General features: G+C 68.4%; 14 protein-coding genes. 10 read left to right on the top strand and 4 right to left on the bottom strand.

Features of this window, described 5'->3' with window-relative positions; translation table 11 throughout:
- Nucleotides 1-2 precede the first annotated feature (2 nt).
- Nucleotides 3-419 carry a DUF485 domain-containing protein gene (locus tag AOM45_RS36855; protein ID WP_030469667.1) on the bottom strand — a complete coding sequence of 139 codons (417 nt, stop codon included), beginning with the start codon at nt 417-419 and terminating at the stop codon, nt 3-5.
- Between the two features lie 265 nt (nt 420-684).
- On the opposite strand from AOM45_RS36855, the gene AOM45_RS36850 reads away from it, so the two are divergent.
- From AOM45_RS36850 to AOM45_RS36820, 8 genes are all read left to right on the top strand, one after another.
- Entirely contained in the window at nt 685-2,319 is a 1,635-nt protein-coding gene (locus tag AOM45_RS36850) for an OFA family MFS transporter (protein WP_269083672.1), read from the top strand.
- Nucleotides 2,316-2,423 (top strand): MFS transporter small subunit, encoded by a 108-nt coding sequence (locus tag AOM45_RS54050; RefSeq protein ID WP_419503918.1) that lies wholly within the window; start codon nt 2,316-2,318, stop codon nt 2,421-2,423. The genes AOM45_RS36850 and AOM45_RS54050 overlap by 4 nt, the downstream gene beginning before the upstream one ends.
- The gene (locus AOM45_RS36845; RefSeq protein WP_051784009.1) at nt 2,423-4,507 is read left to right on the top strand and encodes a sensor histidine kinase; all 2,085 of its coding nucleotides are present in this window, start codon (nt 2,423-2,425) and stop codon (nt 4,505-4,507) included. Before AOM45_RS54050 ends, AOM45_RS36845 begins: the two co-directional genes overlap by 1 nt.
- On the top strand, nt 4,504-4,902 hold the full coding sequence (locus AOM45_RS36840) for a roadblock/LC7 domain-containing protein (RefSeq protein ID WP_059362885.1): 399 nt from the start codon (nt 4,504-4,506) through the stop codon (nt 4,900-4,902). Before AOM45_RS36845 ends, AOM45_RS36840 begins: the two co-directional genes overlap by 4 nt.
- Nucleotides 4,899-5,423 carry a DUF742 domain-containing protein gene (locus AOM45_RS36835; RefSeq protein ID WP_051784008.1) on the top strand — a complete coding sequence of 175 codons (525 nt, stop codon included), beginning with the start codon at nt 4,899-4,901 and terminating at the stop codon, nt 5,421-5,423. The genes AOM45_RS36840 and AOM45_RS36835 overlap by 4 nt, the downstream gene beginning before the upstream one ends.
- A gap of 45 nt (nt 5,424-5,468) precedes the next feature.
- The gene (locus tag AOM45_RS36830) at nt 5,469-6,059 is read left to right on the top strand and encodes a nitroreductase family protein (protein WP_030469662.1); all 591 of its coding nucleotides are present in this window, start codon (nt 5,469-5,471) and stop codon (nt 6,057-6,059) included.
- The gene (locus tag AOM45_RS36825; protein WP_162185694.1) at nt 6,050-8,992 is read left to right on the top strand and encodes an AfsR/SARP family transcriptional regulator; all 2,943 of its coding nucleotides are present in this window, start codon (nt 6,050-6,052) and stop codon (nt 8,990-8,992) included. Before AOM45_RS36830 ends, AOM45_RS36825 begins: the two co-directional genes overlap by 10 nt.
- Nucleotides 8,993-9,569: 577 nt before the next feature.
- Nucleotides 9,570-10,118 carry a Uma2 family endonuclease gene (locus tag AOM45_RS36820; protein WP_030469660.1) on the top strand — a complete coding sequence of 183 codons (549 nt, stop codon included), beginning with the start codon at nt 9,570-9,572 and terminating at the stop codon, nt 10,116-10,118.
- Here AOM45_RS36820 and AOM45_RS36815 read toward each other — a convergent pair whose 3' ends face one another.
- Together AOM45_RS36815 and AOM45_RS36810 are read right to left on the bottom strand one after the other, a co-directional pair.
- Nucleotides 10,119-11,108, bottom strand: a complete 990-nt coding sequence (locus tag AOM45_RS36815) for an alpha/beta hydrolase (protein ID WP_051784023.1) — start codon at nt 11,106-11,108, stop codon at nt 10,119-10,121.
- 32 nt (nt 11,109-11,140) lie between these two features.
- The gene (locus AOM45_RS36810) at nt 11,141-12,472 is read right to left on the bottom strand and encodes a cytochrome P450 (protein ID WP_030469658.1); all 1,332 of its coding nucleotides are present in this window, start codon (nt 12,470-12,472) and stop codon (nt 11,141-11,143) included.
- A gap of 121 nt (nt 12,473-12,593) precedes the next feature.
- On the opposite strand from AOM45_RS36810, the gene AOM45_RS36805 reads away from it, so the two are divergent.
- Nucleotides 12,594-13,412 carry an SAM-dependent methyltransferase gene (locus AOM45_RS36805; protein ID WP_030469657.1) on the top strand — a complete coding sequence of 273 codons (819 nt, stop codon included), beginning with the start codon at nt 12,594-12,596 and terminating at the stop codon, nt 13,410-13,412.
- A gap of 83 nt (nt 13,413-13,495) precedes the next feature.
- The gene (locus tag AOM45_RS36800; RefSeq protein ID WP_030469656.1) at nt 13,496-14,584 is read left to right on the top strand and encodes an FAD-dependent monooxygenase; all 1,089 of its coding nucleotides are present in this window, start codon (nt 13,496-13,498) and stop codon (nt 14,582-14,584) included.
- A 10-nt stretch (nt 14,585-14,594) separates the two neighbouring features.
- Here the strand turns inward: AOM45_RS36800 and AOM45_RS36795 are convergent, their stop codons facing one another.
- Nucleotides 14,595-14,801, bottom strand: coding sequence for a hypothetical protein (locus AOM45_RS36795; protein ID WP_030469655.1), 207 nt, complete (start codon nt 14,799-14,801; stop codon nt 14,595-14,597).
- Nucleotides 14,802-14,924 lie beyond the last annotated feature (123 nt).

Genomic DNA, 14,924 nt, shown 5'->3' with positions numbered 1-14,924 from the left:
CCTTACTCCTCGACGCCTGTCTTCTCGGCGAGCAATTGGCGCTGCGGGTCCAGCCGTCGCTTTGCGTAACGGGCGTAGCCGAGCGTGATGATGATCGAAGTCACGAACTGGCCGAGTCCCAGGAGGATCCCGACGTTGATCACACCGATCACCTTGGTGCTGACGAACTCGTGCGCATAGGCGGACAGCAGCACGAAGGTGAGGTAGGACGAGAGAAAGAGTGCGGTCATCGGGAAGACGAACGCCGTGAGGCGCCTCCGCAGGACGCGGAATTCGTCGGTCTCCCGAATCAGCGTGAACTTCGGGTTGCCGTCGGAATCGACGTACGACAAAGCGGCGGGGTCCTCGAATGATGCGAATCCCCGCATTTCCCGATGCTCGTGCTGCGTTTCTCCAGGCGACCACACCGCCTTGGTCATGTATCCCGCCCTCCTGCGTGCGGCGCTCACTGTAGCGCCCGCACGTGTGTAGTCCAACGTGTCTCAATTGGTGGACCAGGTCAAATCGGACACTGCATTAGTCTCAAATGGTGTGACCTGCGGGGTTGTGTCACGCGTTCACCTGCAGTTGACCCGCTGTTGACCCGATTTGCAACAGCACCGCGACGGCTCCAGACCGTTGTCGCACGTGTGCACCTGGCCTAGGATCGATCGGTCCGCGTTTTTGGTGACGGTTGGGGATATAGTGGGGTTCTTAGCGCGCGAACGCACAGTCGCGCCTCCCGGATGGAACCGCTGGCTCGTTCCGCCCGCAGCACTGGCGATTCATCTCTCCATTGGTCAGGCCTACGCCTGGAGCGTCTTCAAGACGCCGTTGGAGAAATCTCTTGGTATCACGGGAACGCAGTCGGCTCTGCCTTTCCAGCTCGGCATCGTGATGCTCGGGCTCTCGGCGGCGGTTCTCGGCACGACGGTGGAGCGCAAGGGCCCGAGGTGGGCGATGTTCACCTCGCTCGTCTGCTTCTGCTCCGGTCTGCTGATCTCCGCGGCCGGCGTGTGGGCGGGCATGTACTGGGTCGTCGTTCTGGGCTACGGCCTGATCGGCGGCATCGGTCTCGGCATCGGCTACATCTCGCCGGTTTCGACCCTGATCAAGTGGTTCCCCGACCGTCCCGGCATGGCGACCGGTATCGCGATCATGGGCTTCGGCGGCGGTGCGCTGATCGCGTCACCGTGGTCGACCTCGATGCTCACGGCGTTCGGCAACACCTCGACGTCGGGCATCGGCAAGGCGTTCCTCGTCCACGGTCTCGCCTACGCGGTCTTCATGAGCCTCGGCGTGCTGCTGATCCGCCTGCCCTCCAAGGAGTTCACGGAGGAGAAGGCGGCGCTGCTCAAGGACAAGCCGAAGGCCACCGTCGCGTTCAACGTGTCCGCGAACAACGCGATCAAGACGCCGCAGTTCTGGCTGCTGTGGGTCGTGCTGTGCTTCAACGTCAGCGCGGGCATCGGCATCCTGGAGAAGGCCGCGCCGATGCTGGTCGACTTCTTCAAGGAGTCCTCGACGCCGGTCGCGACCGCGGCGGCCACCGGTTTCGTCGCGCTGCTGTCGGCGGCGAACATGGCGGGCCGGATCGTCTGGTCGTCGACCTCGGACCTGGTGGGGCGCAAGAACATCTACCGCGTCTACCTGGGTGCGGGCGCGTTGCTGTACCTGACGCTGCTCACGATCGGCTCGTCCAGCGTGCCGCTGTTCGTCGTCGCGGCGATGGTGATCCTGTCGTTCTACGGCGGCGGTTTCGCCACGATCCCGGCCTACCTGCGCGACCTCTTCGGCACCTACCAGGTCGGCGCGATCCACGGCCGCCTGCTGACCGCGTGGTCGGTCGCCGGCGTGCTCGGGCCGCTGATCGTCAACGCCATCGCGGACGCGGGGAAGAAGGCGGGACACACCGGTCCCGACTTGTACACCACGTCGTTCTACATCATGATCTCGCTGCTGGTCGTCGGTTTCGTCGCGAACGAGCTGGTTCGCCCGGTCAACCCGAAGTTCCACGAGCCCAAGGCCGAGGAGACGACCGAGGAGCCCTCGCCGGAGCCGGAAGAGGCGAAGGCGGAAGAGGCGAAGGCGGCTGAGGCGAGCGCTGCCGAGTCCGAGGCTGCGGAGGTGGTCGCTGCCGAGCCGAAGGCCGCGGACGAGGCAACCGCCGAGCCCGAGCCCGAGCCCGAGGTCGCGGAACTCGTGGCCGACCAGCCGAAGGCTGAGGACGGCGAGGCGAAGGACGAGGCGACGGTCGCCAAGTGGAACGAGGCCGAGGCCGCGGACGTCGCAGAGACGACCGAGAAGGAAGAAGAGTCGGAAGGCGTGGTGCGGAAGTGAACTCCCAGCGCTTGTTGCTGATCGGTGCGTGGTTGTGGGTGGGCATCCCGCTCGCCTACGGCCTGTACCGGCTCTTCCTGAACGCGGCCAAGCTCTTCGTCTGATGTTCACCAAGCTCGTCAACTGGCGCAACTGGCGCCTGCCGGTGAAGCTCGCCGCGGTGTTGATCGTTCCGGTCACCATCGCGGTGGGCGTCGGCGTGCTGCAGATCCAGTCCCACATGGAACGCGCCGAGTCCTACGCGGCGCTCCAGCGGCTGGTGAAGGTCCGTTCCGCCCTGATCCCCGTGATCCAGGGGGTGCAGGCGGAACGGCGCATCATCGCCGAGGGAGTCGGTCCTCAGATCCTCGCCGAACAGGTGAAGCGCACCGAGGACGCCCGCAAGGCGTTGCGGGAACAGAACGGCAAGACCTCGTTGAGCGAGGTCGTGACCGCTCGCATGAACGACGTCGGCGCCAAGATCGGCGGCCTGACCGCGTTGCGCGAGCAGACCGGCGACGTGCCGAAGGTGATCGCGGAGTACACCAGCCTCACCGAGCTGATGCTCGACGTGGACGAGGTGCTCGCGAGCGAGTTCGGCGACCCCGCGCTCTTCCGCACGGCGATGGGCCTGCACCACGTGATGCACGTGCAGGAACAGGTCCTCTACCAGCAGGCGGTCGTGCTGTCCGGGCTCACCCGCGGCCAGCTCGTCACCGCCGAGGTGCGGTCGCTCGTCGAGTCGAACGTCAAGCTGAGCTACATCGCGGGAGAGTTCGCCGCACTGGCGACCCCCGACCAGCTCAACGCCTACGGCACGATGTTCAACGGCCCGGACATCGAGGCGCACCGCAAGATGCTGGCCACCGCGGTGCTGCACCCGACCTCGGACGCCCCGGTCACGGGCAACGCGAACTCGAACAGGCCCAAGCCGTTGCCGATCGCGGCAGCGGACTGGAGCAAGGCCTCCGGCGCCGTCGTGACGTCGCTGAACGGCGTGGTGACGGGTCTGCAGGACGACCTGCGCACCACCGCGAACCGTCTGCGCGACGAGACGAGCGACGCGGCCGGCACCGCGTCCGCCGTCCTGTTCGCGAGTCTCGTCCTGGCCGGCACCATCGGGTTCGTCGTCGGCCGCTACCTGCTGCGCTCCCTCAACGCGTTGCGCCGTTCCGCGCTGGAAGTGGCGTGGCACAAGCTTCCCGAGATGGTGGCGACCGGACGCGGCAGCACCGAGATCGAGCCGGTGCCGGTCGACACGACCGAGGAGTTCGGCCAGGTGGCGCGCGCGTTCGACGCGGTGCACCAGCAGGCCGTGAAGTCGGTCATCGAGCAGGCCGGCATGCGCGCGAACATGCGCAACATCTTCGTGAACCTCTCGCGGCGCAGCCAGAGCCTCGTCGAACGCCAGCTCAAGCTGATGGAGGAGCTGGAGAAGTACGAGGAGGACCCGGACCAGCTCGCGAACCTGTTCAAGCTCGACCACCTCGCCACCCGCATGCGCCGCAACAACGAGAACCTGATGGTGCTCTCCGGCGGCGACGTGGCACGGCGGTTCACCCGGCCGATCCCGCTGACCGACGTGCTGCGCGCGGCGGCCGCGGAGATCGAGCAGTACCAACGGGTGATGGTGCACACCGCGCCGAACGCCGAGGTGGTCGGTTACGTGGCAAGCGACCTCGTCCGCCTCCTGGCCGAACTTCTCGACAACGCAACGGCGTTCTCGCCGCCGCACACCCAGGTCTCGATCAGCGCGTCGATCGAGGCCGGAGACATCGTGCAGATCGACGTGGTCGACCACGGCATCGGCATCGACCGCGAGGCGCTGGAGGCCGTGAACCACCGCCTCGAGGCCGCGGGCGAGGGCGTGGACGTCCAGGTGTTCCGTGAGATGGGACTCTTCGTCGTCGGCAGGCTCGCGGCCCGCCACCAGATCGTGGTACGTCTCGATGCCCAACAGGGCAAGGGGACTCGCGCGATCGTGTTGGTTCCGGCGGAACTGGCACCACGACGCGAAGAGTCCTGGGAGAGTTTCCGCGGGGAAGCGATCGAGGCCCAGCAGACGTCGTGGTTCCAGGCGTCCGCTGCCGCCGCGCCGCCTCCCCCACCCGCACCCGCGCGTCAGACGCCGGAATCCGCCCGAGGATTCCTCAACGCCTTCCAGCGCGGTGTGCAGCGAGGCCTTCCCGACCACCAGGAGAGTCGATGAGCACGCAGGTGGACCAGTTCGGCTGGCTGGTCACCAACTTCGCCGAACGCACACCCGGCATCGAGCACGCCGTGGTGATCTCGGCGGACGGCTTGGTGTTGATCTCGTCGTCGAAGCTGCCGGCGCACGTCGCGCCGCAGTTCGCGGCGATCGTGGCCGGCGTGGTCTCACTCGCGGAGTCGGCGTCGCAGTGCTTCGCCGGTGAGGCGGTCGTCCGCACGGTCGTGCAGATGGACCGCGGCGTGATGCTGCTGTCGTCGATCAGCGACGGCTCGGTCCTCGCCGTGCTGGCGTCGAACACGTCCGACGTCGCGCAGGTCGCCTACGAGATGACCGTGGTCGTGCGGCAGGTGGGCCAGCTGCTCACGCCGGAGCTGCGGGCTGAGCTGGCATGAGCGGGGAATCCGACGAACAGGTCAACTTCGGCGATCTGATCAGTGGTTTCAGCTTCGACAGTGAACGGATCCGCAAGCGCGGCAAGAAGAAGAAGGCCACCCGCGCGGCCGATCCCGTGCCGGAGCCGGACCCGTACGCCACGCTGCCCTTCGAACCGGTGGTCCCGCCGCTGCCGTCGGTCGAGACGTCGTCGTCGATCGTGCGCGCCTACGCGTGGACCGGCGGCCGCACCACCTCCGACGTGCAGCTGGAGATCGAGTCGCTGGTGTCGGTGAACGAGCGTTCCGCCACCGCGGTGCGCCCGGAGCACCAGGACGTGCTGGCCCTGTGCCACTCGCCGCGCTCGGTGGCGGAGATCGCCGCGTTGCGCGGGCTTCCTCTGGGCGTCACCAAGGTGCTGCTCGGCGACATGGCGATGCACGGGCTGATCGACGTGCACCGCACGGCGTCGTCGTACGGCGGAGACAGGCCGGACGGGGCGTTGCTGGAACGGGTGCTGGCTGGGCTGCGCCGACTCTGAGCGTGGTTCTCCGCTACGGTCGGAGATCTACCTGGGGAGGTCGGCATGGAGTTCCAAGACGTCGTCCGGCGCAGGCGCATGGTGCGCAAGTTCACGGACGAGCCGGTCAGCGACGAGAGCCTGCAGCGGATCATGCGCAACGCGGTGCGCGGGCCGTCCGCGGGGTTCTCGCAGGGCCAGGGATTTCTCGTACTGCGGGGCGAGCCCCTGCAGCGGCTCGCCGAGAAGTTCGAGTGGTGGAGCGGCGACGACGCCAAGACAGCCCCGGTCGTCGTCATCCCGTTCTCGGCCAAGGACATCTACCTCGACCGGTACTCGCAGGCCGACAAGAGCTGGACGGGGCTGGGCAGCGAGGACCACTGGCCGGTGCCGTACTGGGACATCGACACCGGCATGGCCGCGTTGCTGATCCTGCAGACGGCCGTGGACGAGGGTCTCGGTGCGGTGTTCTTCGGGACGAACAAGGACGAGTGGCCCGCACTGCGGGCGGAGTTCGGCGTGCCGGACATCTACGCGCCGATCGGCATGATCGCGATCGGCCACCCCGCGGAGGAGGGTGTCTCCGAGGGCGCGTCGCCGCTGACTCGCATGCGCAAGAGGTTCGACGAGATGGTGCACTGGGGTCAGTGGCAGTGAGATCGTTCGGCCTGCTCGGGCCGTTGGACGTGGTGCTCGACGGGCGCGGCGTCCACATCCCGCCCGGCAAGCGCCGGGTGGTCCTCGCCGCGTTGCTGCTGCGGCCCGGCCAGGTCGTCGGTGCCGACGAGCTCGTCGAACTGGTGGGCGGGTCGCGCCACGCCCTGCAGACCACCGTCGGCCGGCTGCGCGAGGACCTGGGCCACGCCGAGCTCGTGCGGACCAGGCCCGGCGGCTACCTGCTGGACGTGCGGCCCGACGAGGTCGACGTCCACCGCTTCGACCGCCTGGAACCGCGGGAGGCGCTGGCGTTGTGGCGCGGCCGCCCGTTCGCCGACATCGGCAGCGACACCCTCGAACGCGACCACCTGCCCGCGTTGACCGAGAAGTACCTCGCGACGCTGGAAGCGCGGATCGAGAACGACCTCCGCGACGGCGGGCACGCCCAGCTCGTCCCGGAACTGCGCACGCTCACCCGTCAGCACCCCACCAGGGAGCGCATGTGGGCGCAGCTGATCGTGGCACTGCACCGCTGCGACCGGCAGACCGAGGCGTTGCAGGCCTACGACGACATCCGCGGCAGGCTCGCCGAGGAGCTCGGCCTCGATCCCGGCCGGGACCTGCAGAAGGCCCACCAGCAAGTGCTCACGGCCGACAACAGGCCGAAGGCGCGCAACGACCTGCCCGGTGACATCGCCGACTTCGCCGGCCGCGCCGACGACCTGGACGAGATCCTCGCCGCCGTGCCGTCCGGGTGCGTCGCGATCACGGCGATCGACGGCATGGCGGGCATCGGCAAGACCACGCTGGCCGTCCGCGCGGCGCACCGCCTGGCGTCCCGCTTCCCGGACGCACAACTGTTCGTGGACCTGCACTCCCACACCGCCGGCGTCGAACCCCGGACGCCGGCGGACGCGTTGCTGGAGTTGCTGACCGCGCTCGGCGTGCCCGCACAGGACATCCCGGACGGCCTGGACGCCCGCGCCGCGCGGTGGCGGGCGGAAATGGCGCACCGCAAGGCACTCGTCGTGCTGGACAACGCGGGCAGCGCCGCCCAGGTCCGGCCTCTGCTGCCCGGCACCGGCCTGGTGCTGGTCACGAGCAGGCGCCGGCTCGTCGACCTGGACGCCGCCCACACGATCTCGTTGGACGTCCTGTCCGAAGAGGACTCGCTGCGGCTGCTCGCGAGCATTGCGGGACAACGGAAACTCGACCAGGACCTCGAAGCCGCGCGCGAGATCGTCCGGTTGTGCGGCTACCTGCCGCTGGCGGTGCGGATCGTCGGTGCCCGGTGGCGCACCAGGCCGGCGTGGTCCGCGCGGGACGTCACGCGCCGCCTCACCGAGCAACGGCTGACCGAGCTGACGGCGGGTGAACGCAGCGTCGCGGGCGCGTTCGCCTTGTCGTACCGGCAACTCACCGGCGAGCAGCAGCGGCTGTTCCGGTTGCTGGGGCTGCACACCGGCGAGGACTGGGGCGCCCACCTCGCCGCCGCGGTGATCGGCACGACCCGCGTGGAAGCCGAGCGGCTGCTGGACGAACTGCTCGACGCGCACCTGGTGCAGCAGCAGGAGAACGGCCGCTACCGGTTCCACGACCTCCTGGCGGAGCACGCGAAAGCGAGCGTCGAGCCGGGGGAGGCAGAGGAGGCGGTGCTGGGCATCCTCGACTTCTACCTGCACACGGTGAGCCTGGCGGAACTCAGAACAGCGCCGGGCCGTCCTGAGCTCCGCTCGGCCGTGCGCCACCCACCGCCGGATCCGCCGTCGTTCGCGAACATCAGGCAGGCGGTGGCGTGGCTCGACGCCGAACACCGCAACCTCAGGGCCGCCGTCTACCTCGCGGCCTACAGCGGCAACTACGCGCACGCGTGGCAGCTGCCGCACCAACTGGCGACTTTCCTGCTGCTGCGTGGTTTCGGGCGGGAACGGATCGAGCTGCAGAGCGTCGCGCTCGCCGCCACGCACCAGCTCGGTGACCTGAAGGCCCGCGCGGAAGCGTTGCGGGGCCTCGGATCGGCGTACCAGTCCCGGCGCGACGCCGAGCCGGTGAAGCACCTGCGGGAGGCGCTCGACCTGACACGCCAGATCGGTGACGTGTCAGGGGAAGCGTCAGTGCTCATCCTGTTCGGCGTCATCGCGCGCGAAGGCAGCCGCCTCGACGAGGCGCAGCGGTACTTCGACCACGCCCTGGAGCTGATCAGGAGTGTGGAAGCGCCGACTCAGGAGGCGCACGCGCTGCACCACCTCGCTCTCACGTACCTGTTGCGCGGCCGGAACGACGAGGCGTTGGCCCATCTCACCTCGGCCCTCAGGCTGGGCGAGGAGCACGGCGACGTCTCGCGGATCGCGCTCGCGTTGGAGGACATCGGGTACATCCACTACTACCTGTTCAACGACGACGAGTGCGTCGAGCACCTGGAACGCTCGCAGCCGGTCTTCCAGGAACGCGGCGACTGGCGGGGCGAGATGTTCTCGTGCGCCGATCTCGCTTACGTCGCACTGGAGTTCGGCATGCCCGGCAAGGCGTTGGAGATGGCGCGCCGGGCGGCCCGGCTGTGCAGGACGAACACGGGACTCGCGGACGACGACCAGGTGCTCGGGGTCATGGAGCAGGTCGAGGACCACATCGGGGAGCTGGAACTGTCGTCCGCACTGGCCATCCGCGAGGAGCTGGAAGGACGGCCCGCCGAGGCCGTGCGCTACGCCGAGTGGTGCCTGTCGGCGATCAAGCGGGCCAGGCGCAGCTGGATGGGGGACCGCCTGCACGGCCAGCTGTGCCGGCTGCACCTGGCGCTCGGCGACCACGAGACCGCGGTGCGGCACGGCGAGAAGGCGGTCAGGGCCGCCGAGCGGCTGCGTCAGCCGCGGGCGGTGGCCGTGGCGAAGCGGTTGCTCGCTAGAGCGACAGCGCCAGCAGCACCAGCGTCGTAGCGACGACCGCGACCAGTGCGACGGCCGTGTACTGGGCGAGTCTGTCCTTGGTCCTGCGCATTCCCCGGCTCCCTCGGTGGTGGTGCCACCGAGCGTGGTGAAGCCCGCCCCCACGTCGTCCCCACGGCGATCACACGGGGTCCCGGCCGTCACCCGTGCGGTTTACTCGGAATGGCTGGAGAAACCCGTTGGAGACGTTTTGATCTTCTCGTTGTGAGGTACTCGTGAAGCATTGCTCCAACCGAGTGCTTGGCTGGCTCGCCATATTCCGTTAGGGTCGCATTCGCGAGCAATTGGCACGGGTGCCGGCGTTACCGAAAATCGCCCGAAAATTGATCAAAAATTAGCCAGTTGTTCGATTGCAACCAAAACGCTGCTCCATCGGAGTGCGGCCGTCCACGACAGGACCAGTCGGTGCTCACCCTGCGGGGCGGTGGTGACAGAGGTGTGTGCGTGCAGTGGTGCGAGGTCGGCCAAAAGGGGCTTGCGAGTCGTGAGAATCGGACCAGTCTTGTCTAATGGCATCGCCGGGACCCGTCCGGCGGACAGTGGCCTCGACCAGGGGGTGGAACGCACCATGGGTGGTGTCCCGACGTTTCCCCACGGCAGACCGCTGACGTGGGCGGACCTGGAGGCGATGCCTGATGACGGGCACCGTTTCGAACTCGTCGACGGGGTGTTGGTCATGAGCCCCTCACCCCGCCCCGTGCACCAGCGGGTCGTCGCACGACTGCTGGTGGCGCTGACGGCTGTCTGCCCGCCAGAGCTCGAGGTCCTCCCGGCTCCGGTCGACGTGGTGCTCGCCGACGACACGGTCTTCATTCCGGACCTGGTGGTCGGCCGGCGCGAGCAGTTCACGAAACAGGCCCTCCTGGGACCGCCCGTGCTGGCGGTCGAGGTTTTGTCACCGCGCACGCGGCACGTGGACCTCGAACTCAAACGCGCGAAGTTCCAGGAAGTCGGTTGCGAGAACTACTGGATGATCGACTACGACGCGCCGTGGCTGCGGTGCCTCCACCTCGAAAACGGGGCGTACGTCGAACAGGCGCGTTCGGAAGGCGACGAGATCATCGAACTGCAGTTCCCGTTCGCGGTGAAGCTCAGCGCTCAGGGCCTGGTGCGCTGATCACATCCCGAGCTTCGCGCTGAGCCACGCACGGGTCGCGTCGCGGTAGCCCCCGGCGTTGCGGTGCAGGGCCAGTGAATGTCCCGCACCGGGCAGCACGTAGGTCTCCAGCTGCGCCTCTGGCCGGTAGTACGGCGCCTCCTGCGCGCGCAGGCTCGCCGCGGACGAGCAGTCGCGCAACGCGAGCAGGCCGCAGAACAGGACGTCGTCCGTGCCGACCGCCTGGAACACCGGCACGTCGATGCCGTACGTCGTGGGCAGCACGATGCCGAAGACGGCCACGGTTCCCATGCCCGGCACGGAAACCTGGTCCTTGGTCAGCTCGTCCGCGTTCACGACGAGCTCCTCGGCGTCGTCCATGGCGTAGAACAACCCGGCCCGCGCACCCGGCCGCGTCGTGAAGTACAGCGGGTCGCTGCCGAGCTTCGCGAGCAGGTCGTCCAGGAACACCGGCTGAAGCCCGAGTGCGGCGCCCAGCGTCAGCACCGGGACGGCGGGCATGTGCGTCATGCCGGACAGCACCACGCCGTCGACGTCGTGGTAGGTCGCGGCCTCCATCGCCACGATGCCCGACCCGACGGAGTGCCCGACGATGACGACCTTCTCGTAGGCGGTGCCGCCGACGCGTCCGGTGCGCAGGTGCTGCACGACCTCGTGCATCGACCGCGCCTCAACGGAAATCAGCATCGGCAGGCTCATCGGGTGCGTGGAGGCACCTGTGCCGAGCCGGTCCACGGCGAACGTGGCACGGCCTTCGCGCGCCATGTTCCGCTGGTACGAGTAGGACTCCGGCACACCCGGCAGGTCCCAGTACACGCGGTTGTACGTGCCGCCGTGCACCAGCAGCTGGATCGAGCGCGGGTTCACGCCGGTGGGCTTGCAGAGCTGACCGGAGACCGTCGCGGCCTCGCCCGTAGGACCGGACACGGGAAGTGTGGTGAGCGAACACTCGACGGCGGAGGCGTGGGCGGCAGGCGTCAGTGACGTCATCGCCAGCACCGCGGCGAGAACGGGGAGCAGTTTCACGCTTGAGGCCTTCTACTCGTGGCGGTCACGGGCAGCCTGTTGGGCTGCATGGTCGCCTTCACCTGGGCGTAGACACGTTGTCCCGCAACGGGGACGAGGTCCCACCGGGTCGCGATCGTCGCGGCCGCGATCGCGATCTCCGTGTGGGCGAGGAAATGTCCTGGGCAGAAACGGGAACCGGCGCCGAACGGGATGAACGCGCCCTTCGGCACCGCTGCTGCTCTGGCGGGTTCCCACCGGTCGGGGTCGAACTGGCCGGGGTTCGGGAACCACCGGGGATCGCGGTGCAGAGTGTGTTGCGAGACCGCGACTTCGGAGCCTTTCCGCACGAGCACGCCGCCGATCTCGACGTCCTCGCGGGCCCGGCGCATCAGGATGATCGGCGGGGTGCGCCGCAGCACCTCGTTGATGATCCGGCCGGTGTACTCGAGCTTCGCCACGTCCTCGAACGTCGCGGGCCGGTCGCCGAGCACGGCGTCGACCTCGGCGTGGAACCGTTGGCGCACCTCGGGCCGTGTGCCGACCTCGTGGAAGAACCACGCCAGCGCCACGGCCGTCGTCTCGGCGCCGGTGGTGAGGATCGTGACGACCTCGTCGTGGATCTGTTCGTCGGTCATCGCCTCGCCGGTGTCCGCGTCCCGTGCGGCGAGCAGCGCCGAGAGCAGGTCACCGTGGTCGCCGCCTTCTTTCCGCGCACCGACGACGACCTCGGGGATGATCTTGCGCAGCCTGGCCGCGGCCTCGTCGAACTCGCGGTTCGCCTTCAGCGGCAGCTTCTCCACGAACCCCGGCGAGAAAGCGCGCACCAGCACGTGCTTGAGCATGATCGGGATGGAGTGCTTGATCTCGTCCAGGACCTCCTGGCCGAGCTCTGCGGAGAACAGCGTGCGGCCGGCGACGGTCATCACGAAGTCCTGCATCACCCGGTCGAACTCGAGCCGCTGACCGTCGTGCCACGAGTCGCGCAGTTCGGTCGCGAGCGACGTGATCACGGTCTCCGCGTAGGTCGCGACCCTGGCGCGGGTGAACGCCGGCAACACCATCCGGCGCTGGCGCTGGTTGAACGCGCCGTTCGACGTGGCGAGCCCGTTGCCGAACAACGGGCGCATCTTGTCGAAGACGATGCCCTTGTCGAACTTGTCCGACGTGAGCAGCTGCAGCGCGAGTTCGGGTGTCGTGACCAGGTGCACCGGTAGGGGACCGAGGAAGACTCTGACCACGTCACCCCTGGCGGGTAACGAGGACAGGAACTCGACCGGAGACCTGAGCAGCGTGACGGTGTGCCCGATGAGGGGCCATCGGCCCGGCACCGTCGTGACGCTCGGCATCACACCACCCTCTCGCGACCCCGAACAACCTAGGGCCGTAGCGCCAGTGGAGGCGAGCAGATACACACGATCGGATGCTCATCCAATCGGCCGGTCTGGTGCACATGAGTACGCTCGGTGCGTGAGCAACGACCTCGGTTGGGTTCCACCAGGTGTAGACACGACGGTGCCCTCACCGGCACGGGTGTACGACTACTGGCTCGGCGGCGGTCACAACTTCGCCCAGGACCGCGCGCTGGCGGAGAAGATCCTGCAGATCATGCCCGGCGTCCGGGACGCGGCACGGCTCAACAGGTCGTTCCTGCGCAGGGCCGCGCTCACCATGGTCGAGCAGGGGGTGCGGCAGTTCCTCGACGTCGGCTCCGGCATCCCGACGGTCGGCAACCTGCACGAGATCGTGCAGGCGGAGGCCCCCGACTGCAGGGTGGTCTACGTCGACAAGGACCCGGTCGCGGTCGCGCACAGCGAGCTGATCCTGGCGGGCAACGGCAACACCGGCGTGGTGCAGGCCGATCTGCGCGACCTGGACGCGATCTTCAACGCCGACCCGACCCGCAAGCTCCTCGACTTCGACCAGCCGGTCGGCCTGTTCATGTTGCTGGTGCTGCACTTCGTCCCGGACGAGTGGGACCCGGCGACGATCGTCGGCCACTACCGCGACCGGCTCGCCCCCGGCAGCTACCTGGCGCTGACGCACGCCTCGGCGGAAGCGAAACCCGCCGGCATGGACGAGGCCGTGCAGACCTACAACGTGAAGAGCTCGCAGAACCAGGCGTTCCCGCGCACCCACGACGAGGTGCTGGCGTTCTTCGGCGGTTTCGAGCTGCTGGAGCCGGGACTCGTCGGCTGCCCGGCGTGGCGGCCGGACGGCGCGGGTGACTTCGCGGCCAACCCGGAGATCAACGAAGTGCCGTTCGCGGGCGTCGCTGTCAAACCCTGATCGTCACTGACGGCGGACGGTCAGCCGCCGGTCAGCGCTGGTCGGCACCTTGTGAGCAACACCGACTCACAGGGGGCAACACCGTGAAGAAAGTCCTGATCTCCGGCGCCAGCATCGGCGGACCCGCACTCGCCTACTGGCTGCGCCACCACGGTTTCTCCGTCACCGTCGTGGAGCGGGCCCGCGGTCTGCGGCCCGGCGGCCAGGCCATCGACGTCCGCGGCCCCGCGCTGGAGGTCGTCGAGCGCATGGGCCTCGGCGACCAGCTGAGGTCGTGCAGCACCAACATGCGCGGCATGAGCATGGTCGACGCCGAGGGCAACGAGCTGTTCAGCTCCACCACCCGCACCATCAGCGGCGGCGACCTCTCCAGCCCCGACGTCGAGCTGCTGCGCGACGACCTCGCCCGGATGCTCTTCGACGCGGCCGACGGCGTCGAGTACCTGTTCGACGACACGATCACGTCCATCGACGGCACCCGCGTCACGTTCGAGAAGGCCGCACCACGCGACTTCGACGTGATCGTCGGCGCCGACGGCCTGCACTCCAACGTCCGCAGGCTCGTCTTCGGCCCGGAAGAGCAGTTCATCAGCCACCTCGGCATGAACCTCGCCGTCTTCACCGCGCCGAACTTCCTCGGCCTCGACCACTGGCAGACCTTCCAGCGGGGCGACGTCGTGGGCGGCGGCATCATGAGCGCCCGCTCGAACGCGGAATGCCGCGTCTACATGGGTTTCAACGGCGCCGTGGAGTTCGACCACCGCGACGTGGACGCCCAGCGCCGCCTGCTCGCCGAGATGTTCGCCGACGCGGGCTGGGCCTGGCCGACCGCGCTCAAGCACATGTGGGAGGCGCCGGACTTCCACTTCGACTCGATGAGCCAGATCCACATGGACACCTGGTCGCGCGGCAACGTGGTGCTCCTCGGCGACGCCGGCTACTGCGGCTCACCGTTGTCGGGCCAGGGCACCAGCATGGCGCTGGTCGGCGCGTACGTGCTGGCCGGTGAGCTGGCGGCGGGTTTCGACGGTGCTTTCCAGCGCTACGAGGAGATCCTGCGGCCGTACGTGACGGCGAACCAGGAGATGGCGCTGAAGAACCGGGAGAACGGCGGCGAGCCCTCGGAGGAGTTCGCGGAGGTCGTGAACTCCCTGAAGCTGCCGGTCTACTGACGCTGACGGTCTACTGACGCAGCTCGTCGATCGCCCGGCGGACGTCGGCCTCGGGGATCACGGCACCGGTGTAGCGCACCACCGCCGTGATCCCCTTGGCGTCGAGGTGGTGGAAGTCGGTGAAGTCCAGGCCCGCCACCGCGTTCACCGCCTCCGGGCTGCTCCAGCGGGGCGATCGGGCTGACGGCCCGGTGGTGCTCGGTTCCTCGACCAGCACGAACTCTGCACGTGCGGTGCCTCCCGAGTTCTGCCGCGAGATCCGCAGGGACCAGCGTCTCGATCGACGGCACCACGTCGGTCGCGGCCGAATTGGCTCAGACCATTGACGGCAAATGGGACA

The organism is Lentzea aerocolonigenes, from assembly GCF_000974445.1.
Classification (GTDB): Bacteria; Actinomycetota; Actinomycetes; order Mycobacteriales; family Pseudonocardiaceae; genus Lentzea; species Lentzea aerocolonigenes.
Note: the sequence above shows the minus strand (reverse complement) of the source record. Positions and strands in the feature narration are given on the sequence as shown.